General features: G+C 63.8%; 18 protein-coding genes. 11 read left to right on the forward strand and 7 right to left on the reverse strand.

Features of this window, described 5'->3' with window-relative positions:
* Positions 1-8: 8 nt before the first annotated feature.
* The 9 genes from gcvA to FJ949_RS00735 all read left to right on the forward strand — a co-directional run bounded on the left by gcvA (position 9) and on the right by FJ949_RS00735 (position 10017).
* The gene (gene gcvA / locus FJ949_RS00695; protein WP_140491342.1) at positions 9-914 is read left to right on the forward strand and encodes a transcriptional regulator GcvA; all 906 of its coding nucleotides are present in this window, start codon (positions 9-11) and stop codon (positions 912-914) included.
* Between the two features lie 212 nt (positions 915-1126).
* On the forward strand, positions 1127-2437 hold the full coding sequence (locus FJ949_RS00700; protein ID WP_140491344.1) for a sugar ABC transporter substrate-binding protein: 1311 nt from the start codon (positions 1127-1129) through the stop codon (positions 2435-2437).
* A gap of 125 nt (positions 2438-2562) precedes the next feature.
* Complete coding sequence (locus FJ949_RS00705) at positions 2563-3435, forward strand: sugar ABC transporter permease (RefSeq protein WP_140491346.1); 873 nt, start codon at positions 2563-2565, stop codon at positions 3433-3435.
* A gap of 11 nt (positions 3436-3446) precedes the next feature.
* Positions 3447-4271, forward strand: coding sequence for a carbohydrate ABC transporter permease (locus FJ949_RS00710; RefSeq protein WP_140491348.1), 825 nt, complete (start codon positions 3447-3449; stop codon positions 4269-4271).
* Between the two features lie 60 nt (positions 4272-4331).
* On the forward strand, positions 4332-5336 hold the full coding sequence (locus FJ949_RS00715; protein ID WP_140491350.1) for an ABC transporter ATP-binding protein: 1005 nt from the start codon (positions 4332-4334) through the stop codon (positions 5334-5336).
* Positions 5333-6103 carry an L-iditol 2-dehydrogenase gene (locus FJ949_RS00720; protein WP_140491352.1) on the forward strand — a complete coding sequence of 257 codons (771 nt, stop codon included), beginning with the start codon at positions 5333-5335 and terminating at the stop codon, positions 6101-6103. Before FJ949_RS00715 ends, FJ949_RS00720 begins: the two co-directional genes overlap by 4 nt.
* Before the next feature lie 159 nt (positions 6104-6262).
* The gene (locus FJ949_RS00725) at positions 6263-7741 is read left to right on the forward strand and encodes a mannitol dehydrogenase family protein (RefSeq protein ID WP_140491354.1); all 1479 of its coding nucleotides are present in this window, start codon (positions 6263-6265) and stop codon (positions 7739-7741) included.
* A 9-nt stretch (positions 7742-7750) separates the two neighbouring features.
* On the forward strand, positions 7751-8434 hold the full coding sequence (locus tag FJ949_RS00730; RefSeq protein ID WP_140491356.1) for an HAD family hydrolase: 684 nt from the start codon (positions 7751-7753) through the stop codon (positions 8432-8434).
* On the forward strand, positions 8431-10017 hold the full coding sequence (locus tag FJ949_RS00735) for an FGGY-family carbohydrate kinase (protein WP_140491358.1): 1587 nt from the start codon (positions 8431-8433) through the stop codon (positions 10015-10017). The genes FJ949_RS00730 and FJ949_RS00735 overlap by 4 nt, the downstream gene beginning before the upstream one ends.
* An 8-nt stretch (positions 10018-10025) precedes the next feature.
* Here the strand turns inward: FJ949_RS00735 and ugpC are convergent, their stop codons facing one another.
* From ugpC to FJ949_RS00765, 6 genes are all read right to left on the reverse strand, one after another.
* Positions 10026-11114, reverse strand: coding sequence for a sn-glycerol-3-phosphate ABC transporter ATP-binding protein UgpC (gene ugpC, locus FJ949_RS00740; protein WP_140491360.1), 1089 nt, complete (start codon positions 11112-11114; stop codon positions 10026-10028).
* A 2-nt stretch (positions 11115-11116) separates the two neighbouring features.
* Positions 11117-12163, reverse strand: coding sequence for an NAD(P)-dependent alcohol dehydrogenase (locus tag FJ949_RS00745; protein ID WP_140491362.1), 1047 nt, complete (start codon positions 12161-12163; stop codon positions 11117-11119).
* A 15-nt stretch (positions 12164-12178) separates the two neighbouring features.
* Positions 12179-12991, reverse strand: a complete 813-nt coding sequence (locus tag FJ949_RS00750; protein WP_140491365.1) for a carbohydrate ABC transporter permease — start codon at positions 12989-12991, stop codon at positions 12179-12181.
* A gap of 11 nt (positions 12992-13002) precedes the next feature.
* On the reverse strand, positions 13003-13869 hold the full coding sequence (locus tag FJ949_RS00755; protein WP_140491367.1) for a sugar ABC transporter permease: 867 nt from the start codon (positions 13867-13869) through the stop codon (positions 13003-13005).
* A gap of 155 nt (positions 13870-14024) precedes the next feature.
* Complete coding sequence (locus FJ949_RS00760) at positions 14025-15296, reverse strand: extracellular solute-binding protein (RefSeq protein WP_140491369.1); 1272 nt, start codon at positions 15294-15296, stop codon at positions 14025-14027.
* A gap of 242 nt (positions 15297-15538) precedes the next feature.
* Positions 15539-16456, reverse strand: coding sequence for an AraC family transcriptional regulator (locus tag FJ949_RS00765; RefSeq protein WP_140491371.1), 918 nt, complete (start codon positions 16454-16456; stop codon positions 15539-15541).
* 284 nt (positions 16457-16740) lie between these two features.
* On the opposite strand from FJ949_RS00765, the gene FJ949_RS00770 reads away from it, so the two are divergent.
* On the forward strand, positions 16741-18144 hold the full coding sequence (locus FJ949_RS00770; RefSeq protein WP_140491373.1) for an MATE family efflux transporter: 1404 nt from the start codon (positions 16741-16743) through the stop codon (positions 18142-18144).
* Between the two features lie 48 nt (positions 18145-18192).
* Here the strand turns inward: FJ949_RS00770 and speB are convergent, their stop codons facing one another.
* Positions 18193-19248, reverse strand: a complete 1056-nt coding sequence (gene speB, locus FJ949_RS00775; RefSeq protein WP_140491375.1) for an agmatinase — start codon at positions 19246-19248, stop codon at positions 18193-18195.
* Positions 19249-19442: 194 nt separating this feature from the next.
* On the opposite strand from speB, the gene pncB reads away from it, so the two are divergent.
* On the forward strand, positions 19443-20747 hold the full coding sequence (gene pncB, locus FJ949_RS00780) for a nicotinate phosphoribosyltransferase (RefSeq protein WP_140491377.1): 1305 nt from the start codon (positions 19443-19445) through the stop codon (positions 20745-20747).
* Positions 20748-20773 lie beyond the last annotated feature (26 nt).

Here is a 20773-nt window from a genome sequence, read left to right on the forward strand (position 1 = left end):
GAGGCTTTATGCCGGATCTCGGCTCGCGACAGGTTGCGCAGCTTCCGCCGCTGCAGGCGATCCGGGTGTTCGAAGCGGTGGCGCGGCATCTGTCCTTCACCAAAGCGGCCGAGGAACTGGCGATGACGCAGGCAGCGGTCAGCTATCAGATCAAAGTGCTGGAGGAGCGGGTCGGCGCGCCGCTTTTCCTGCGCCGGCCGCGGCAGATCGAACTCACCGAAGCCGGACAGCGCCTGGCGCCGGCGGTCAGCGAAGCCTTCGCCTTACTCGGGCAGGCCTATGCGGCGGCCCGCGGCGGGGCGGACGGTCTGCTGTGCGTCACCACGGTGCTGACCTTTGCCTCCAACTGGCTGGCGCATCATCTGGGTTCGTTCCAGATCGCGCATCCCGCCCTTGCCGTGCGGCTCGACACATCCAGCCGCCTGACCGATTTCGCCCGCGAGGATGTCGACCTTGCCATCCGCTCGGGCGGCGGCAAATGGCCGGGACTGGAGGCCTACAAGCTGCTCGACGCCGATTTCACGCCGATGCTCAGCCCCAAGCTCGCCGCGAGCATCGGCGGCGTCAAGGAACCGGCCGATCTGCTCAAGCTGCCGATCCTTGATCCCGGCGACATCTGGTGGACGCAATGGTTCGAGGCCGCGGGAGTGCAAAGCCATGACCTTGCCAAGCGCCCCGGCAGCAGCATGGGCGCGCAGGCTTATGAGGCCAATGCGGCCATCGCAGGCCATGGCGTGGCGATCCTGACCAGGGCGCTGTTCAAGGCGGAACTCGCCGACGGCCGCCTGATCCAGCCCTTCGACCTGGTCGGCGACGACGGCCACGCCTACTGGCTGGTCTATCCGGAGGCGCGCCGCAACGTGCCGAAGATCCGCGCTTTCCGCGACTGGATCCTGGCCGAGATCGCCTGCTGACCGGCTAACTCCAGGATCAAAACCGCGCTCCATCCAGATCGCCGTTGTCGCCCGGTCCGCGCCTGCGGGACGGCCATTTGCAACGCGCCAGGTCGGCGCTCCTCCATCGAGTGTGCGCTGCACCATCGAATCTGGCTTGACATAATTCATTCTTAGTGAGTAATTGCTCACAGCCAAGGCAAATGCTCATCTTGGTCCATGGGAGGAATTTGATGAAACTTCGTACGCTCATCCTGGGCTTGTGCTCGGCCAGCGCGCTCGCGTTCGCGGCACATGCCGAATCCATCACCATCGCCACCGTCAACAATGGCGATATGGTCCGCATGCAGAAGCTGACCGACGACTTCACCAAGGCGAACCCCGACATCCAGCTCAACTGGGTGACGCTGGAAGAGAACGTGCTGCGCGAGCGCGTGACCACCGACATCGCCACCAAGGGCGGCCAGTATGACGTGATGACCATCGGCACCTACGAGGTCCCGATCTGGGCCAAGCAGAGCTGGCTGTTGCCGCTCGACAAGCTCGGCGACGACTACGACGCCAAGGACATCATCCCGGCGATCGCCGGCGGCCTCTCGGTCGACGGCAAGCTCTATGCCGCGCCCTTCTACGGCGAAAGCTCCTTCGTCATGTACCGCAAGGACCTGATGGAGAAGGCAGGGCTGAAGATGCCCGACGCGCCGACCTGGGACTTCATCAAGCAGGCCGCCGACAAGATGACCGACCGCGCCAATGGCGTGAACGGCGTTTGCCTGCGCGGCAAGGCCGGCTGGGGCGAGAACATGGCCTTCCTGACCGCCATGTCGAACTCCTTCGGCGCGCGCTGGTTCGACGAGAACTGGAAGCCGCAATTCGACCAGCCCGAATGGAAGAACACCTTGCAGTTCTATGTCGACCTGATGAAGGCCGACGGGCCGGAGGGCGCGTCTTCCAACGGCTTCAACGAGAATTTGGCGCTGTTCCAGCAGGGCAAGTGCGGCATGTGGATCGACGCCACCGTCGCCGCCTCCTTCGTCTCCGATCCCAAGGCCTCGCAGGTCGCCGACAAGGTCGGTTACGCATTGGCGCCTGACAATGGGCTCGGCAAGCGCGGCAACTGGCTGTGGGCGTGGTCGCTGGCCATTCCCGCCGGCACGCAGAAGGCCGATGCCGCCGAGAAGTTCGTGTCATGGGCAACCAGCAAGCACTATGCAGAACTGGTCGCCTCGAAGGAAGGCTGGGCCAACGTTCCGCCGGGAACGCGCTCCTCGCTCTATGCCAATCCAGAGTACCAGAAGGCGGCTCCGTTCGCCAAGATGACGCTGGACTCCATCAATGCCGCCGACCCGACGCATCCGACCGTCAAGCCGGTGCCCTATGTCGGCGTGCAGTTCGTCGCCATCCCCGAATTCCAGGGCCTCGGCACCACCGTCGGCCAGCTGTTCTCGGCAGCCCTTGCCGGCCAGTCGAGCGTCGACGACGCGCTGAAGCAGGCCCAGGACGCCGCAACCGCGGCGATGACCGAGGGCGGCTACATCCAGTAAGGCTCCTCCCGGTGCCTAAGGCCGGTCGCCGACCATGGCCGGCAACGGCCGCCCGAAACCCAGTTCGGGCGGCCACTTCCCGACAGCTCGAGAAAATTCCGTCCGATCCTTGAAGGGTGACCGTCATGGCTACTCAGCAGACCCGTTCGCTTGCCCGTTTCATGATGGCGCCATCCGTCGTCCTGCTGCTCGTCTGGATGGTCGTTCCGCTGGCGCTCACGCTCTGGTTCTCCTTCCAGCAGTACAATCCGCTCAATCCGATCCGCGACGGCTTCGTCGGCTTCTCCAATTACGCGTTGTTCTATTCCAACCCGGCCTTCCTGCAATCGATCCTGAACACGCTGCTGATCGTCGTCAGCGTGCTTGTGATCACCGTGGTCGGAGGCATCCTGCTGGCGCTTTTGATCGACCAGCCGATGTGGGGCCAGGGCATCGTGCGCATCCTCGTCATCTCGCCGTTCTTCGTCATGCCGCCGGTGGCGGCACTGGTCTGGAAGAACATGATCATGCATCCGCAATACGGCGTCTTCGCCGACATAGCGCGGTTCTTTGGCCTCCAGCCCATAGACTGGTTCGGACAATATCCGCTGACCGCCATCATCATCATCGTCGCCTGGCAGTGGCTGCCTTTCGCGACGCTCATTCTTTTGACTTCGCTTCAGTCGCTGGACGGCGAGCAGAAGGAAGCCGCCGAGATGGACGGCGCCGGCTTCATCAGCCGCTTCATCTACCTGACGCTGCCGCACATGTCGCGCGCGATCACCGTCGTCATCCTGATCCAGACGATCTTCCTGCTTTCGGTCTATGCCGAGATCCTCGTCACCACCAATGGCGGCCCGGGATACGCCTCCACCAACCTGCCCTTCCTGGTCTACCAGAAGGCGCTGCTCGAATTCAAAATCGGCCAGGCCTCCGCCGGCGGCATCATCGCGGTCATTCTCGCCAACATCGTCGCCTTCTTCGCCATGCGCGCCGTCGGCAAGAACCTGGACAGATAAGGGAGGAAAAGATGGCACGCGCAGTCACAACCCGGCACAAGACGATCGCGACGGCTGCCGCCTGGATCGTCGCCTTGCTGATCTTCTTCCCGATCCTCTACACGATCATCACCTCGTTCAAGTCGGAACAGGAGGCGATCCAGGGCTTCAACCTGATCCCGTCCGGGACCTTCGAGAGCTATTCCGAGGTCCAGGCGCAGAACGGCTATTTCAAGTTCTTCCTGAACTCGGTGCTGCTCTCGGTCGGCTCGACCATCCTGGCCCTGCTGGTCGCCATTCCGGCGGCCTGGTCGATGGCGTTCTCGCCGACCAAGCGGACCAAGGACATTTTGATGTGGATGCTATCCACCAAGATGATGCCGGCCGTGGCCGTGCTGTTTCCGATCTACCTGATCTTCCGCGACACCGGCCTGCTCGACAGCCGCATCGGCCTGATGGTGATGCTGATGCTGATCAACCTGCCGATCGTGGTGTGGATGCTCTACACCTATTTCCGAGAAATCCCCGGCGAGATCCTGGAAGCGGCGCGCATGGACGGCGCCTCGCTGTGGAACGAGATCATCTATGTGCTCACACCCATGGCGGTGCCGGGCATCGCCTCGACCATGCTGCTCAACATCATCCTGGCCTGGAACGAAGCGTTCTGGACGATCCGGCTGACCACGACGGAAGCAGCACCCTTGACCGCCTTCATCAGCTCCTTCTCCAGCCCGCAAGGCCTGTTCTGGGCGAAGCTCTCGGCCGCCTCGACGCTGGCGATCGCGCCGATCCTGATCATGGGCTGGTTCAGCCAGAAGCAACTGGTGCGCGGCCTGACCTTCGGTGCGGTGAAGTAGGGGCGCCGTGAAGTAGCAGCGTGCGCCAGGCGGCGGACGGAAATCCACCGGGAGGAAAGCATGGGAAATATCACGCTCAAGAACGTCTCGAAATCCTTCGGCTCGACTTCGATCATTCCTAACATCGATCTCGTCATCGAGGACGGCGAGTTCGTCGTCTTCGTCGGCCCGTCGGGCTGCGGCAAGTCCACGCTGCTGCGCCTGATCGCCGGCCTGGAGGACACCAGCGGCGGCACCATCAACATTGACGGCCGCGACGTCACCGGCGAGGCGCCGGCCAAGCGCAAGCTTGCCATGGTGTTCCAGTCCTATGCGCTTTACCCGCACATGACGGTGGCCAAGAACATCGCCTTTCCGCTGAAGATGGCGGGCGAGAACCAGGCGACCATTGACAGGAAGGTGAAGGACGCCGCGCGCGTGCTCAACCTCACCAACTATCTGGAGCGCCGCCCCGGCCAGCTTTCCGGCGGCCAGCGCCAGCGCGTCGCCATCGGCCGCGCCATCGTGCGCCAGCCTTCGGCCTTCCTGTTCGATGAACCCTTGTCCAACCTCGACGCGGCACTCCGCGGCACGATGCGGCTGGAGATCAGCGAACTGCACCACCAGCTCAAGACGACGATGATCTACGTCACCCACGACCAGGTCGAGGCGATGACCATGGCCGACAAGATCGTCGTGCTGAATGCCGGAAATGTCGAGCAGGTCGGCTCGCCGATGGAGCTCTACAAGACGCCGAAAAACCTGTTCGTCGCCGGCTTCATCGGCTCGCCGAAAATGAATCTGATCGAAGGCGCCCCAGCGGCGAAGTACGGCTCCAAGACCATCGGCATCCGGCCCGAGCACATGGCGATCTCGACCACGGCGGGCGATTGGAAGGCAACAGTCGGCGTCGCCGAACACCTGGGATCCGACACCTTCCTGCATGTCCAGGCCGACGGTGTCGGCCCGCTGACGGTGCGCGCCGACGGCGAACTCAGCGTCCACCATGGCGACAGCATTTATCTCACGCCCGACAAGGCCAAGCTGCATCGCTTCGGCCCCGACGGCAAGGCGTTGGCGGCATGAGGCTGAAAGGCAAATCGGCGCTGATCACCGGGTCGGCGCGCGGCATCGGCAAGGCCTTCGCCGAAGCCTATGTCGGCGAAGGCGCCACCGTTGCCATAGCCGACATCAACCTCGAGGCGGCGCAAAAGACGGCCGCCGAGATCGGCGGCAAGGCCTATGCGGTGAAGCTCGACGTCACGGACCAGGCCTCCATCGATGCCGCGGTGCAGGCGGTGGAAACCAGGACCGGCGGCCTGGACATACTGATCAACAACGCCGCTTTGTTCGACCTGGCTCCGATCGTCGACATCACCAAAGCGAGCTACGACAAACTGTTTTCCGTCAACGTCGCAGGCACGCTGTTCATGCTGCAGGCGGCCGCCCGCTCGATGATCACGCGGGGAAAGGGCGGCAGGATCATCAACATGGCGAGCCAGGCCGGGCGGCGCGGCGAAGCGCTGGTCGCGGTCTACTGCGCCAGCAAGGCGGCGGTCATTTCACTGACCCAGTCGGCCGGGCTCGACCTGATCAAGCACGGCATCAACGTCAACGGCATCGCGCCTGGCGTCGTCGACAGCGACATGTGGGACCAGGTCGACGCGCTGTTCGCCAAATACGAAAACCGGCCCAAGGGCGAAAAGAAAAGACTGGTCGGCGAAGGCGTGCCTTACGGCCGCATGGGCAGACCGGAGGACCTCGCCGGCATGGCCGTGTTCCTGGCCAGCGACGAAGCCGAATACATCGTCGCCCAGACCTACAATGTCGATGGCGGCCAGTGGATGAGTTGAGGCGGGGGCGGCCTCTTCTCCCCGTGCCTCCGCGGGGAGAAGAGGCCAACATCAAGATGGCGGCCGCATCGCCTCGGAAGGCATGTGCCGCTCCCTACTCTCTCCCGGTGAAGGGGGACAAGGGTAACGAAGGCCGCAACCCGGCCAAAGGGTAAACAGATGACCGTGAAACTCTCTTCCGCCAATCTCGCCAACCTGCCCGCCAGGGTCGCAGGTCCGAAATACGACCGCGCAGCGCTGAAGGCCGGCATCGTGCATTTCGGCGTCGGCAATTTCCACCGCTCGCACCAGGCCGTCTATCTCGACGACCTGTTCAACCATGGCATCGGCCATGACTGGGCGCTGGTTGGCGCCGGCGTGTTCGAGGGCGAGAAGACCGGCCGCGGCAAACTGGAAGAGCAGGACTGGCTGACGACGGTGGTCGAGCAGGATGAGGGGCATATGAGCGCCCGCGTCACCGGCGCCATGATCGACTTCCTGACGCCCGGCGATGCCGCCGCCATCATCGAACGGCTGGCCGATCCGGCGATCAAGATCGTGTCGCTGACCATCACCGAAGGCGGCTATTTCATCGATCCTGCCTCCGGCGTGTTCAACCCGACGCATCCCGATATCGTCGCGGATGCGCAGCCGGACGCGACGCCGAAGACCGTGTTCGGCATCATCCTCGCCGGCCTGGTGCGGCGGCGCGGCGATGGCATCGCACCGTTCACGGTGATGTCCTGCGACAACATTCCCCACAACGGCCATGTGACGTCGGATGGCGTCATCGGGTTGGCCCGCCTGATCGACGAGGATCTGGCGGCCTGGGTCGGCGGCAATGTCGCTTTCCCGAACGCGATGGTCGACCGCATCACGCCGGCTACGTCGGACCGCGAACGCGCGATCCTGGCCAAGGATTTCGGCGTCGAGGACAATTGGCCTGTCTTTTGCGAACCCTTCCGGCAATGGGTGCTGGAAGACCATTTCACCGACGGCCGGCCGCCGCTTGAAAAGGTCGGCGTGCAGTTCGTCAAAGACGTCGCGCCCTACGAGCTTATGAAGATCCGCATCCTCAATGGCGGCCATGCCACCATCGCCTATCCGGCCGGGCTGATGGACATCCATTTCGTGCATGAGGCGATGCAGGAGCCGCTGGTGCGCGGCTTTCTCGACAAGCTCGAGCATGACGAAATCATTCCGACCGTACCGCCGGTGCCGGACACGGTCCTGGAGGATTATTACCAGCTCATCGAAAGGCGCTTTTCCAACCCCAAGATCGGCGACACGGTGCGCCGGCTTTGTCTCGACGGGTCCAATCGCCAGCCGAAATTCATCATCCCGACCATCGCCGACCGCCTGAAGGCGGGAAAGAGCGTCGCCGGCCTGGCACTGGAATCGGCGCTGTGGTGCCGCTACTGCTTCGGCACGACGGACAGCGGCGCGGTCATCGAGCCCAACGATCCGAACTGGGACCGCTTGCAGGCGACGGCAAAGGCGGCAAAGGACGCGCCCGCCGCCTGGCTTGCGATGGAAGACATCTATGGCGATGTCGGGCGCGCCACCGCGTTCGTCGAGGCTTTCGCGCATGCATTGAACCTGCTGTGGACGGATGGCACGCGCGCCACGCTGACGCGCTACCTCGCCGGCAAGCTCTGAAACGGGACCATGGCGCCGGAACTGGTCATTTTCGACTGCGACGGCGTGCTGGTGGACAGCGAGGCGCTGTCGGTCTCGGCGCTGCTCGGCATGATTGCGCTTGCCGGCGGCAGCATTGGCGAAGACACGGCCTACGAGCATTTCCTCGGCAAGAGCATGAAGAGCGTGCGCGAGATCCTCGCCCGCGACTTCGGCCTTCCCATCACCGATCAGCACCTGACCACGATGCGCGTCGAATTGATGCGCAAATTTCGCGAGGAGCTGAAGCCGATCGCCGGCGTCAAGGAAGTGCTGCCGAGGCTAGGCTTGCCGTTTTGCGTCGCCTCGTCCGGCACGCTCGACCGCATCCGCTACGCGCTCGACGTCACCGGCCTGCTCGGATTGATGGAGCCGCATCTGTTCAGTGCCGGCATGGTGGCCAGGGGCAAGCCGGCGCCCGACCTGTTCCTTCATGCCGCCGCCTCGATGCGGGCGCATCCGCGCAAATGCCTTGTCATCGAGGACAGCCCCGCCGGCGTCGCGGCGGCGCGGGCGGCTGATATGCGCGTGTTCGCCTTCACCGGCGGCGCGCATGCCGGCAACCCTGCCCTGAAAGCGCGGCTTGCGTCGAGTGAGCCGGACTTTATATTCGCTGACATGCTGCAATTGCCCGATCTGATTGCAGGCCTGGGAGCGAGAGACAGAGCATCTTGACGAAACAGTTCGTTTGCGCGGTCGATGTCGGCACCGGGAGCGCCCGCGCGGGCATTCTCGACACCAGTGGCACCTTGCTCGGCCGCGCCGAGCACCCGATCGCCATGCACCAGCCGAAAGCCGATCACGCCGAGCATGATTCGCGCGATATCTGGTCAGCCGTGTGCGCCGCGGTGCGTGCGGCCCGCGAAAAATCCGGTGTTGCCGCCGAGGACATTGCCGGCATTTCCTTCGATGCCACCTGCTCGCTGGTCGTGCGCGACAGGCAAGGCGGCCAGCTCAGCGTTTCGGTGACCGGAGAGGAGCGCTGGGACACCATCGTCTGGCTCGATCACCGCGCCATCGCCGAGGCCGACGAATGCACGGCGAGCGGCCACGAGGTGCTCGACTATATCGGCGGCGTGATGTCGCCGGAAATGGCGACGCCGAAGCTGATGTGGCTGAAGCGAAACCTGCCGAAGACCTGGAATGAAGCCGGCTATCTATTCGACCTCACCGACTTCCTGACCTGGCAGGCGACGGGGTCGCTGGCCCGCTCGCAGTGCACGCTGACCGCCAAATGGACCTATCTGGCGCACCGGGAACCCGCATGGCAGCGCGATTTCTTCGAACTCGTCGGCCTCGGCGACCTCTTCGAGCACGGCAATCTGCCCGAAAGGGCCAGTCCGGTCGGCGCCTACATCGGCTCTTTGAGCGCGCAAGCAGCGGCGGAGCTCGGCCTGACGGAGACATGCCGGGTCGGCGCCGGGGTGATCGATGCCTATGCCGGTGCGCTTGGCGTGCTCGGCGGGTTTGCCGGCGACGAGCGGAATATCGGCCGTCATTTGGCGCTGATCGCCGGCACATCCTCCTGCGTCATGGCGATGTCACCCGATCCGCAGCCCTTCGCCGGGGTCTGGGGGCCATACTACGGCGCCGCGCTGCCGAAGCTGTGGCTGTCGGAGGGCGGCCAGTCGGCCACCGGCGCCCTGCTCGACCACATCATCCGCTGGCACGGCGCGGGCGGCGAGCCGAACGCGGCCATGCATGCGAGGATTGCAAGCCGCGTCGCCGAGCTGCGCACGGCGGAGGGCGATGCACTTGCCGGCCGGCTGCATGTGCTGCCCGACTTTCACGGCAACCGCTCGCCGCTCGCCGATCCACATGCGGTCGGCGTGGTCAGCGGCCTTACGCTGGATTCCTCCTTCGACAGCCTGTGCCGGCTTTACTGGCGCACCGCCGTCGGCATCGCGCTCGGCGTGCGCCATGTGCTGGAAGCGCTGAACGAGAATGGCTATCTGATCGACACGCTGCATGTCACCGGCGGCCACACCAAAAACCCGCTCTTGATGGAACTCTATGCCGACGCCACCGGCTGCACGGTGGTCGAGCCGCTGGCGGACGAAGCGGTGTTGCTTGGCACCGGCATGGTGGCGGCGACGGCCGCCGGGCTTTTCCCCGACCTCAACGCGGCCTGTCTGGCCATGCAGCAGGGCGGCAGGACGCGCGCCGCCAACCCGGCCGCCGGCGCCCGCTTCGATCGCGACTACCGGATTTTCCTGGAGATGCACCGGCAACGCCAGGCGCTCGACGCGATCCAGTAGAACGCGCCTTACCGTGTCAACAAGGATAGGCCGGACTTGGCATCGAACAGGTGCATATCCGATTCGTCAAACGTATAGCGGACATCGCTGCGGATAGTTGGGCAGACGCGGCTGGGAACGAGTGCGCTGATCTCCTTGCCGCCAAGAGCGAATGTCACCAGTGCATCGTTGCCATGAAACTCGATGAGATCGGCCGTTCCCGCCAGGAAATTTCCGGCGCTGCCGGGGGTCGCGGGCTTGAGATCCGGAGGCCTGATGCCAAGCACCGCCTGCTCGCCATGTTGTAGCTTGAAGCGCGAGCCGTCGAGGGTGAAGACAGTTCCGCCATTGGTCAGCGTCCAGCCATTTTCTTTCCGGGCCACTGTCACATCGATGAAATTCATGTTCGGCGTGCCGATGAAGCCGGCAACGAACAGATTGCCCGGCCGCTCGTAGATTTCCGCCGGCGAGCCGACCTGCTCGATGACGCCGTCCTTGAGCAGCACGATGCGGTCGGCGAGCGTCATCGCTTCGAGCTGGTCATGGGTGACATAGACGGTGGTGGTCTTCAGCGACTGGTGCAGCCGCGCGATCTCGACGCGCATGTGGTTGCGCAGCTTGGCGTCGAGATTGGACAGCGGCTCGTCGAACAGGAAGACTTTCGGCGTCTTGATCATGGCGCGCGCGATCGCCACGCGCTGCTGCTGGCCGCCGGAAAGCTCGGCCGGCTTGCGGCCGAGATAGGGTTCCAGCCCGAGCGTCCTTGACACCGCTTCGACCCGCTTCTGGATCTCGGCCGCCGGCACTTTCTGGCGCCGCAGCCCGAAGGCGATGTTGTCGAAGATCGTCATGTGGGGGTAGAGTGCGTAGTTCTGGAACACCATGGCGATGCCGCGGTCGCCCGGATCGAGATCGTTGACCACCTTGCCGCCGATCGAGACCTCGCCGCCGCTGATGTCCTCCAGCCCCGCCAACATGCGCAGCAAGGTCGACTTGCCACAGCCGGACGGGCCAAGGAACACGACGAACTCGTGCTCCTCGATCGAGAGATTGAGGTCGCGGATGACCGTCGTGGTGCCATAGGCCTTGTCGACATGAGAACAGGTGATCGCGGACATGGTCAGCCCTTTTCGCCGCTGAGCAGGATCTGCAGCTTGACGTCCTGCGGGTGCGCTGCCGCCGCCCGCTCGAAAGCCTCGATGCTGTCGGAGAAATCATAGGTGCCAGTGATCAGCGGCTTGAGATCGACCTTGCCGGAGGCGATGAGCTGCAAAGCGCGGTCGAAAATGTTGGCATAGCGGAACACGGTTTCGATGCGCACTTCCTTCGATATGGCCGCCGGCACGTTGAGCGCCACAGGCTCCACCGGCAGCCCGACGAGCACCACCGCGCCGCCAGGGCGCACAACGTCGAACAGATTGGCGAACGCCTTGGGGCTGCCGCTGGCCTCGAAGACGATGTCCGCGCCCCAATTGTCGGTCGCCTCCGCCACCGCCTCGGCCAATGACTGCTCGCCGATGTTGACCGGAACGACGCCGGGATAGCGCCCGCCAATTTCGAGCTTGGGCGCGGAGAAGTCGGAAATCAGCACTTTCGAGCAACCACCGGCCAGGGCGGCCAGCGCTATCATGATGCCGATCGGGCCACAGCCGGCGACAGCCGCCACGTCACCCGGAACGATGCGCGCGCGCGCCGCCGCCTGCATGCCGATGGCGAAAGGTTCGACCATCGCGCCTTCGGCGAAGGAGACGTTGTCGGGCAGCCTGTAGGTGAACGCCGCCGGATGCACGGCTTGCGGCGCCAGAATGCCGTGCACCGGCGGCGTCGCCCAGAAGGTGACGTCCGGGTCGACATTGTAGATGCCGAGTTTTGTCGCCCGCGACGACAGGTTCGGTACGCCCGGTTCCATGCAGACGCGATCGCCGACCTTCAGCGTCCGGACATTGGCGCCGATCTCGACGATCGTTCCGGACGCTTCGTGGCCGAGCACCATCGGCGCGCGCACGACATAGCTGCCGATGGCGCCATGGGTGTAGTAGTGCACGTCGCTGCCGCAGACGCCGACCGTATGGATGGCGATCCTGACGTCGTCCGGGCCTACGTCGAGCGGCAACGCGATCTCGCGCAGGGCCAGCTCGCCCTTTTTCTCAAGCACCAGTGCCCGCATCGTGTCGTCCTCGCTTCAAGTCTTTTTTTGCCGGAAAACGGAATTCAGGAATCCGCTGAGCACGCCGAGAAACAAAAGCGGCGGCAGCGACAGAAGCACGACCGAGGCGTTCAGGATTCCCCATGGCACGTTCATGCCTTGCTGGGAGAGTTCCGAGGCGACGATCGGCAAGGTCTTGGCGTTGGAGCTCGACAGCATCAGCGCGATCAGGAACTCGTTCCAGACCAGCACGAAACTGAAAGCCACCGCACCGATCAGCGAACGCGCCGCGACCGGCAGCGCAATCCTCCAGAACACCGAATAGGCGCCGTAGCCATCGACGAAGGCCGCTTCCTCGACCTCCTTCGGCACGGCCTGGAAGGCGGGAATGGCGAGCCACATGATCACCGAGATGGTGAGCAGGCAATAGGTGACGATCAGCGCGGCGAGCGTGTCGTAAAGCCCGAGCTGCAGCCAGATCACCATCAGCGGAATGGCGACCGCCACCGGCGGTAGGAAGCGAAGCGACAAAACGAAGAACTGGATGTCGCCGGCCCAGCGGTTCGGGTAGCGCGCCACCGCGTAAGCCGCCGGTAGGCCGAGCACCACGCCGATCAGCACCGCGCAACCGCAGGCGACGACCGAATTGTAGAGGCCGGTCATGACGCTGTCGCGGCCGACGATATAGCTGATGTTGGCCAGCGTCGGCGTGAACACCAGGCGCGGGACGCGGGTGATGATGTCGACATTGTTCTTCAGCGAATTGAGCGCCGTCCACAGCAGCGGAAACACGGCCATGAAGCCGGCAAACGCCAGCACGGTCTTGCCGATCAGGCGGCCGGGTCTCATGCGATATGGTCTCATGCCTGCACCCGCTTCCACAGCATGGTGAAGGTGATGACCGTGGCGATCATCATCAGCACAGCCATCGCCGAGGCGTAGGAGACCTTGCCGGACTCGATGAAGCCTTGCGAGAAGGCGTACATGTCGAGCGTTTCGGTCGCCACGCCCGGGCCGCCGCGGGTCATCACATAGATCAGATCGAAGGAGCGCAGCGATTCGATCATCTTGACGAACGTCAGGCTGACCAGCGGCGCCTTCAGCATCGGCAAGGTCACATAGGCGTGGATCTGCCAGCGTTTGGCATGGTCGAGCCGGGCCGCCTCGATCGGCTGCGGCGGCAGCGTTTCCAGGAGCTTCAGCACGATGACGGCGAAGAACAGGCCCCATTGCCAGACGTCGACCGAAGCGACGGCGAACAGCGCCGTCGACGGCTTGGACAGCGGATCGAAGATCAGCCCACCGGTCAGCAGCCGGTAGGGGTAAGTGGCGATGCCGTAGAGCGGATGGTAGGCGAACTTCCAGACGAAGGCCGCCGAGACGCGCGGCAGCAGGACCGGGATGATGAACAGCAGGCAATAGACGTTGCGCAGGCGCGGCGAGGCGACCTCGAACATCAGGACGCCCAGTCCGATGGCGACCGTCATCGTCGCGATAACCGTGACGAATTCCCATTTCACCGACACCCAGACGGCGTTGAGAAAGCGGCGGTCGGCGAACAGGTCGGCGAAGTTCGAGAACCAGACATAGGAATAGGCTGTCGAGCTGAGTTCACGGTTCTGCAGGGCGATGACGACCGCGTAGAGCGTCGGCACCATCGACAGCACCAGAAGGATGGCGAGTGTCGGCACGACGAAGGTGACCGGCAGGGATGAGCGTCGCGGCATCTGTCTAACCTCTGCTGCGTCTCGAATGATTGAGCATGACTGACCTTTCGCGCGAAGGCTGGCTCAAACCGCAATGATGAAACCAGGACCTGCGGCGCACAGGTTCCGGCGCTCCACCGAATGCCGTGGACCGCGCGCCGCAGGGGGAGGATGGCTTATTTCTTCACCAGCTCGTTGGCATAGGCCTCGAGTTCGTTGAGGCCGCCCTTGATGTCGGTGCGGGTACCGGTGACCAATTCCTCGAGGATGATACCCCAGCGGTCGCCGAGATCGGGCCAACGCGGATCCTGCCAGAAATTGACCGCCGTGACCTTGCCGGTTTCGGCCAGTGCCTGGCCGAGATCGGCGCCGTAAATATCGGCGAATTCCTTGCTGGCCAGGATGCTGGTGCGGTTCAGCTCGCCGAACTGGTGGGCGTCGAGCCGGCGCTTCTCGTTTTCCTTCGATGTTGCCCAGGCGATGAACAGGCCGGCGCATTTCTTCGACGCGTCGTCGGCATTGGCCTTCGTCGCGATGGCGAGGCCATGGCCGTAACCGCCGCCCGGCAGTGGCGACGGCGGCGGCATGAAGCCGATGTTGCCGACGACCTGCGAGGTCTTCGGATCGACCGCCATGCCCGACAGCGGCGTCGATTCGACCAGGATCGCGACCTGGCCCGACAGGAAGGCGCCGGTCGATTCATCCCAGCTGCCGGTCTGCGTGCCGGGCGCCGAATCCTTGAACAGTTTCAGGTAGGTCTCGGTCGCCTTGACCGCGGCATCCGAATTGAAGGCCGGCTTGTCACCGTCGAACCACTGGCCGCCATAGGCCTTGAAGAAGGGCATCCAGCGCCAGACATTGGCGCCCGAACCGCGCGCGCCGCGCAGCGCGATGCCATACATGCCCTTGTCCGGATTGGTCAGCTTCGGCACGTCCGCGATCAGCTCGTCCAGCGTCTTCGGCGGCTGGATGCCGGCGGCCTCCAGCACGTCCTTGCGATAGACCATCAGGTCGCCGCCGCCGGTCAGCGGCGCGAACCAGACCTTGCCGTCATAGGTGGCGACCTTCTGGCGGCCGGGGTCGAAGTCGGCATAGTCGTAGTCGGCCGGATAGTAGTCGGCCAGCGGCACGATCCATTTCGAGGAAGCGAACAGCGCGACATTGGCTTCGTCGACATAGTAGACGTTGTAGTTGCCGACCGTGGACGCGTCGGCGCGCGATTTTGCCCGGCGGTCGTTCTCGTTGAGGTAATCGATCTGGAAGCCGGCGCCGGCAAGCTTCTCGAACTCGGCCTTGGAGTCCTCCAGAAGCGTCAGGCCGTCACGTGGCTGCGCCAGCACCTTGACCGGCGCCGAGCAGACCGGCGCCTGCGCCAAAGCGATGGTTGAAACGGTAGCGGAAAGCATGAAAGCTGCACCAAGGCTGGCAGCGAGCCGAATTGGTTTCATTATTTTCTCCTCCAGGAACACGTCGCAGGAAGCGGACGTCCTCGGGTTGCGCGATCCTCACCATCGCCCGAGCGACTTGCCACCCATCGCCAAAATGCGGAGTTGCAGCGGCTCGCGCTAGAAGCCCCGTTGCAGAAGACCTGTACTTTTATGCATTGTGCGGCGCAAAAACCGGCATCCGGTTGCGGCCAATCTCACATGAGTATCGATCGGACTCGGGGGCGGTGGTTTTTAGGGCGTGCTTACGCGCGCATCGCCAGCCGCTGCCGCGACAGCTTGCGATAGGATGACGGCGTCATCTTGTGCTTGCGCATGAAGGCGCGGTTGAAATTGGAGATGTTCATGTAGCCGACCTGGAAACAGATGTCGGTGATCGGAACATCGGTATCGGCCAGCAGCTTGCAGGCCTGCCAGAGCCTCAGCTTGGCAAGGTGGTCACTGAAGGAATTGCCGGTGTTCTTCTGGAAGAAGCGCGAGAATGTGCTCTCGGTCATTCCCGCGAGCGCCGCCACATCAGGCAGCTTCAGATCCTCGGCGAAATGCTGGAACAGATAGGTCAGCGTGCGCTGGATGATGTCGAGCGAGGCGGCATCCAGAACCGGGGAGAAATCCGGCGAGGACAACAGCTCGTATTCGTCGGTCCTGGCGAGGAGATCGACGAGATTCAGGAACAGGCAGAACCTGGTTAGCCCGCTGGCCTCCCCCATCCGTTCCATCAGCTCGGCGCCTTCCAATGCCGTGCGGCCATGAAAAACCATACCGCGCAGCGACCGCTCCAGGAACGGCTCCAGTTCGCGCAGTTCGGGCAACAGGCCAGCCGAGCCGCGCAGCCTCTCGGCATCGAACTGGAGGACGATGTCGCGGCCTTCGATCAGCTCGCCCGGCTGCACCGCCGTCACCCAATCATGCGGCAGCCCGCCGCCGACGATGGTCAGATAACCCGGCCCGAACTCGCCGATGTGGTCGCCGACCAGCACCACACCGGAGGATTTTCGCAAGAGGTGGATTTCGTACTCCGGATGGAAATTCCAGACATTGCGCTCCCAGGGATAGTCGTCCAGCCGCCACAGGAAACTGTCGCTCGCCTCGGTGACGATATGTTCGAAGGCCGGCGCCGTGCGAAGCGTCGCAACCGGATTCCTTCTGCGCCTGAACTGCATCCTGCCTCCTGCAAATTTGGGTTCCGTGGCACCTCGCTCGTCCTTGCAATGCGTAGCAGCCTTGGGGCCATGTGTGAAATGGGCCGTCGGAGAGCGTCGGTCACGAGGCTTCAGCGTCATCGGCGATCCGACTGGATCAATCCGTTCCCGCCCCTCCTCCCTTGCCTTCATGTCGCGTTTCGTACAAAAGCTGACGTAAACGCCGCGAAACCGAAGGTCTCGCCGTTTGCAATGCGGCTTCCGGCTTTTTTGCCGATGCGCCGCAACCTTGAAAGAGCGGAACAATGTCTGCGATCGAAGCCGGCGCTCGCGCGCCGGAAAATCTTTGGCGTCAGGAAATCAGGGCGACTTTGGCGCTCGCCTGGCCCATGGTGCTGACCAATCTCGGCCAGACCGCCATGACGGCCACCGACGTCATGATGATGGGCAGGCTGGGTGCGGACACGCTGGCCAGCGGCGCGCTTGGCGCCAATCTCTATTTCATGCCGCTGATCTTCGGCCTCGGCCTGATGCTGGCGACCTCGCCGATGATGGCGACCGAGCTCGGCCGCCGCCGTCATTCGGTGCGCGACCTGCGCCGCACCGTGCGCCAGGGCCTGTGGCTGGCGATCCTCATCTGCATCCCGATCTGGATCTTCCTCTGGCACGGCGAGAACGTGCTGCTCGCCATGGGCCAGGAGCCCGCTCTGGCGCATAGCGCCGGCATCTACCTGCGCTGGCTGGAATGGGCGGTGCTGCCCTTCTACGGCTATATTGTGCTGCGTTCCTTCATCTCGGCGCTGGAGCGGCCGGGCTGGGCATTGATAATCGTCTTTGTCGCCGTCGCCTGCAACGCGCTCTTCAACTGGGTGTTCATGTTCGGCAATCTCGGTGTTCCGGCCATGGGCATATCAGGCTCGGGCCTTGCCACCTCGCTGTCCTCAACGCTGATGTTCGTCGGCATGGCCGCCGTGGTGATGTGGGAGAAGAAATTCAGGCGCTATCATCTGTTCGGCCGCTTCTGGCGGTCCGACTGGCCGCGCTTCAAGGGCCTGCTGCGGCTCGGCCTGCCGATCGCGGGCATCCTCGCTTTCGAGGTGACGATCTTCAACGCCGCGGCGCTGCTGATGGGCCTGATCGACGCGGATTCGCTTGCCGCGCACGCCATCGCCATCCAGATCGCCTCGATCTCCTTCATGGTGCCGCTCGGTCTCAACCAGGCGGTGACGGTGCGCGTCGGGCTTGCGCATGGCGCCGGCAATCCGGAAGGCGTCTCGCGCGCCGGCTGGACCGCCTTCGTCATCGGCGTCTCGTTCATGGCCCTGATGGGCCTGGTAATGATCCTGTGGCCGCATCTCCTGATCAGCGCCTTCATCGATCTGACCAATCCGGCCAATGCCAGGGTGATCACGCTTGCCGTATCGTTCCTGGTCTTCGCGGCCCTGTTCCAGGTCTTCGACGGCGCGCAAGCGGTTGCCGCCGGCATGCTGCGCGGCCTGCACGACACCAAGGTGCCGATGATCTATGCCGCCATCGGCTACTGGGGCGTCGGCCTGCCGCTGGGCGTGCTGCTCGCCTTCCCGTTCGGCTTCCATGGCGTCGGCATCTGGATCGGGCTGTCCAGCGGACTGGCGGTGGTGGCGGCGCTGCTTCTGGCGCGCTGGCTACGGCGGGATCGCCTCGCGCCGCCGCTGGTGTTCGAACACTGATGCAGAGGGCCGCCGGGTTGTCCGGTGGCCTTTCCGTCATTGTCGGCGTCAGCTGTTTTTGAGCGCCGGGCTGAACACCATCAGGCTCAGTATTTCGAACAGCACCTGGGCGCCGGCATGCGCGGTGTTGGTGGTCGCATCATATTGCGGCGCCACCTCGACCACGTCGCCGCCGACGATGTTGAGGCCTTTGAGGCCACGCAGCAGTTCGAGCACTTCCCGAGTCGTCAGGCCGCCGACTTCCGGCGTGCCGGTGCCCGGCGCGAAGGCCGGATCGACGCTGTCGATGTCGAAGGAGACATAGGTCGGTCCGTCGCCGACTATTCTGCGCGCCTTCTCGATGATGGCGGGGATACCGAGGCCGGTCACCTCCTCGGCATGGATCACGGTCATGCCGGATTCGTAGGTGAACTCCCACAGATATTCGGCCGAGCCACGGATGCCGATCTGGATGGTGCGCGTCGGGTCGAGCACGCCATCGAGCACCGCGTTGCGGAACGGGCCGCCATGGTGGAACTTGGTCATGTCGAACAAGCCGCTTGTATCGCAATGGGCGTCGATGTGGATGAGGCCGACCGGGGCCTTCTTGCCGACGGCCTTCAGGATCGGATGGCTGATCGAATGGTCGCCGCCGACCGACAATGGAATGACGCCGGCATCGACGATTTGGTTGGTGCGGCGCTCGATGTCCTCATGGCAGGTCTCGAGTCGGTAGCGGCTCTGGAACGGCACGTCGCCGATGTCGGCGACCCTGAGCTCATGCGTGGGAGCGCATTCCAGCACGTGATTGTAGGGGCCGATGCGCTCGATGGCGCGCAGCGCCCGCGGCCCGAAGCGGGAGCCCGGCCGGTTGGTGACGCCGAGATCCATCGGCACGCCTGTTATCGCCACCTGCAAATCGCCGAAATCCGGGTTGTCGGCCGATATTTCGCGATAGGGCGCGGCGAGGAAGGTGGGGATACCGGAATAGGGCGCCAGCCGCGTGCCCGACTTGGAGAATATCTTGTCGGCGACCTTGCGGAACTTCGGGTCGAACATCTCGCCGCCATGGCTCTCGCCATATTTGCGGCGCAACGCGTCGAGCTTGCCGCTGTCATAACCCATGTCGGTTTTCTCCTGTCTGTCTCTCCGGAGTGTCCGGTAGCGCTTTGGAAAAATCAATTGCGTTCGGACGGGTTGGCTGCCGCAGGTCTTTCTTTTTGTCGGGCCAGCCTGAAACCGGGCAGCGCTTTTGCCAATTCGATGCTATGAGGCCTGTCGCGATCATGGGCGGCAGGCAGCGAAGGCGGTAACGAGACATGGCCAGGACCGATATTGCGCGGCGCGTCTACAACCATACCTGGAAGCTCGACCCGATCGTGCGCAGCCTGCTGGACACGGATTTCTACAAGCTTCTGATGCTGCAGATGATCTGGGGCATGTACCCCAAGGTCGACGCCACCTTTTCGCTGATCAACCGCACCACTTCGGTGCGGCTGGCCGAGGAGATCGACGAGGGCGAGTTGCGCGAACAGCTTGACCACGCCCGCACCTTGCGCTTCTCCAAGAAGGAGATGATCTGGCTGGGGGGCAACAATTTCTATGGCCGCAAGCAGATCTTCGAGCCGGAATTCCTGGCCTGGCTGGAAAATTTCCGGTTGCCCGAGTACGAGCTTTCCAGGCGCGGCGGGCAGTATGAGCTCTCCTTCAGCGGCCCGTGGATGTACACCACGCTGTGGGAGATTCCCGCGCTCGCCATCATCAACGAATTGCGCTCGCGCGCCGCCTTGCGGTCGTTCGGGCCTTTCACGCTCGACGTGCTCTACGCCCGCGCAAAAGCCAAGATGTGGGCCAAGACCGAACGACTGAAGGCGCTGCCCGGCATCCGTATTTCCGACTTCGGCACGCGCCGGCGCCATTCCTTCCTGTGGCAGCGCTGGTGCGTGGAAGCGCTGAAGGAAGGCATCGGCGAGGCTTTCACCGGCACCTCCAACGTGCTTCTGGCCATGGACAACGACCTCGAGGCGCTGGGCACCAACGCGCATGAACTGCCGATGGTGTTCGGAGCGCTGGCCAATTCGGAAAGGGAATTGAAACAGGCGCCCTACAAGGTGCTGCAGGATTGGCAGCGCTACTATGGCGGCAATTTGCTGATCGTGCTGCCCGACGCCTTCGGCACGGCTTCCTTCCTGCGCGACGCGCCGGACTGGGTGGCCGACTGGACCGGCTTCCGCCCCGACAGCGCGCCACCGATCGAGGGCGGCGAGAAGATCCTGTCCTGGTGGCGCGAGAAGGGCAAGGACCCCAGGCAGAAGCTGCTGATCTTCTCCGACGGGCTCGAGGTCGAGACCATCGAGGAGACCTACCGCCACTTCAAGGGCAAGGTGCGCATGTCCTTCGGCTGGGGCACGAACCTGACCAATGATTTCGAGGGCTGCGCGCCTACGGCAACCGACAGCCTCGACGCCATATCGCTGGTCTGCAAGGTCACCGAGGCCAACGGCCGGCCGGCCGTGAAGCTCTCGGATAATCCAGCCAAGGCGACGGGTGACCTCAAGGAGATCGAGCGGTATCTGCGCATCTTCGGTGAAAAGGACCGGGTGGAGCAGTTGATCAAGGTGTGAGGGCACGACCGGTGCTTCCGGCATCG

Source organism: Mesorhizobium sp. B2-4-1 (assembly GCF_006442185.1).
Taxonomy (GTDB): domain Bacteria; phylum Pseudomonadota; class Alphaproteobacteria; order Rhizobiales; family Rhizobiaceae; genus Mesorhizobium.

Excerpts from the sequence above, each read along its gene's own strand:
- FJ949_RS00710 (WP_140491348.1), top strand. The coding sequence starts at position 3,447 with ATGGCACGCGCAGTCACAACCCGGCACAAGACGATCGCGACGGCTGCC.
- FJ949_RS00715 (WP_140491350.1), top strand. The coding sequence starts at position 4,332 with ATGGGAAATATCACGCTCAAGAACGTCTCGAAATCCTTCGGCTCGACT.
- FJ949_RS00755 (WP_140491367.1), bottom strand. The coding sequence starts at position 13,869 with ATGCCGCGACGCTCATCCCTGCCGGTCACCTTCGTCGTGCCGACACTC.
- FJ949_RS00705 (WP_140491346.1), top strand. The coding sequence starts at position 2,563 with ATGGCTACTCAGCAGACCCGTTCGCTTGCCCGTTTCATGATGGCGCCA.
- FJ949_RS00700 (WP_140491344.1), top strand. The coding sequence starts at position 1,127 with ATGAAACTTCGTACGCTCATCCTGGGCTTGTGCTCGGCCAGCGCGCTC.
- ugpC (WP_140491360.1), bottom strand. The coding sequence starts at position 11,114 with ATGTCCGCGATCACCTGTTCTCATGTCGACAAGGCCTATGGCACCACG.
- FJ949_RS00730 (WP_140491356.1), top strand. The coding sequence starts at position 7,751 with ATGGCGCCGGAACTGGTCATTTTCGACTGCGACGGCGTGCTGGTGGAC.
- FJ949_RS00720 (WP_140491352.1), top strand. The coding sequence starts at position 5,333 with ATGAGGCTGAAAGGCAAATCGGCGCTGATCACCGGGTCGGCGCGCGGC.
- speB (WP_140491375.1), bottom strand. The coding sequence starts at position 19,248 with ATGGGTTATGACAGCGGCAAGCTCGACGCGTTGCGCCGCAAATATGGC.
- FJ949_RS00750 (WP_140491365.1), bottom strand. The coding sequence starts at position 12,991 with ATGAGACCCGGCCGCCTGATCGGCAAGACCGTGCTGGCGTTTGCCGGC.
- FJ949_RS00725 (WP_140491354.1), top strand. The coding sequence starts at position 6,263 with ATGACCGTGAAACTCTCTTCCGCCAATCTCGCCAACCTGCCCGCCAGG.
- gcvA (WP_140491342.1), top strand. The coding sequence starts at position 9 with ATGCCGGATCTCGGCTCGCGACAGGTTGCGCAGCTTCCGCCGCTGCAG.
- pncB (WP_140491377.1), top strand. The coding sequence starts at position 19,443 with ATGGCCAGGACCGATATTGCGCGGCGCGTCTACAACCATACCTGGAAG.
- FJ949_RS00770 (WP_140491373.1), top strand. The coding sequence starts at position 16,741 with ATGTCTGCGATCGAAGCCGGCGCTCGCGCGCCGGAAAATCTTTGGCGT.
- FJ949_RS00760 (WP_140491369.1), bottom strand. The coding sequence starts at position 15,296 with ATGAAACCAATTCGGCTCGCTGCCAGCCTTGGTGCAGCTTTCATGCTT.
- FJ949_RS00745 (WP_140491362.1), bottom strand. The coding sequence starts at position 12,163 with ATGCGGGCACTGGTGCTTGAGAAAAAGGGCGAGCTGGCCCTGCGCGAG.
- FJ949_RS00765 (WP_140491371.1), bottom strand. The coding sequence starts at position 16,456 with ATGCAGTTCAGGCGCAGAAGGAATCCGGTTGCGACGCTTCGCACGGCG.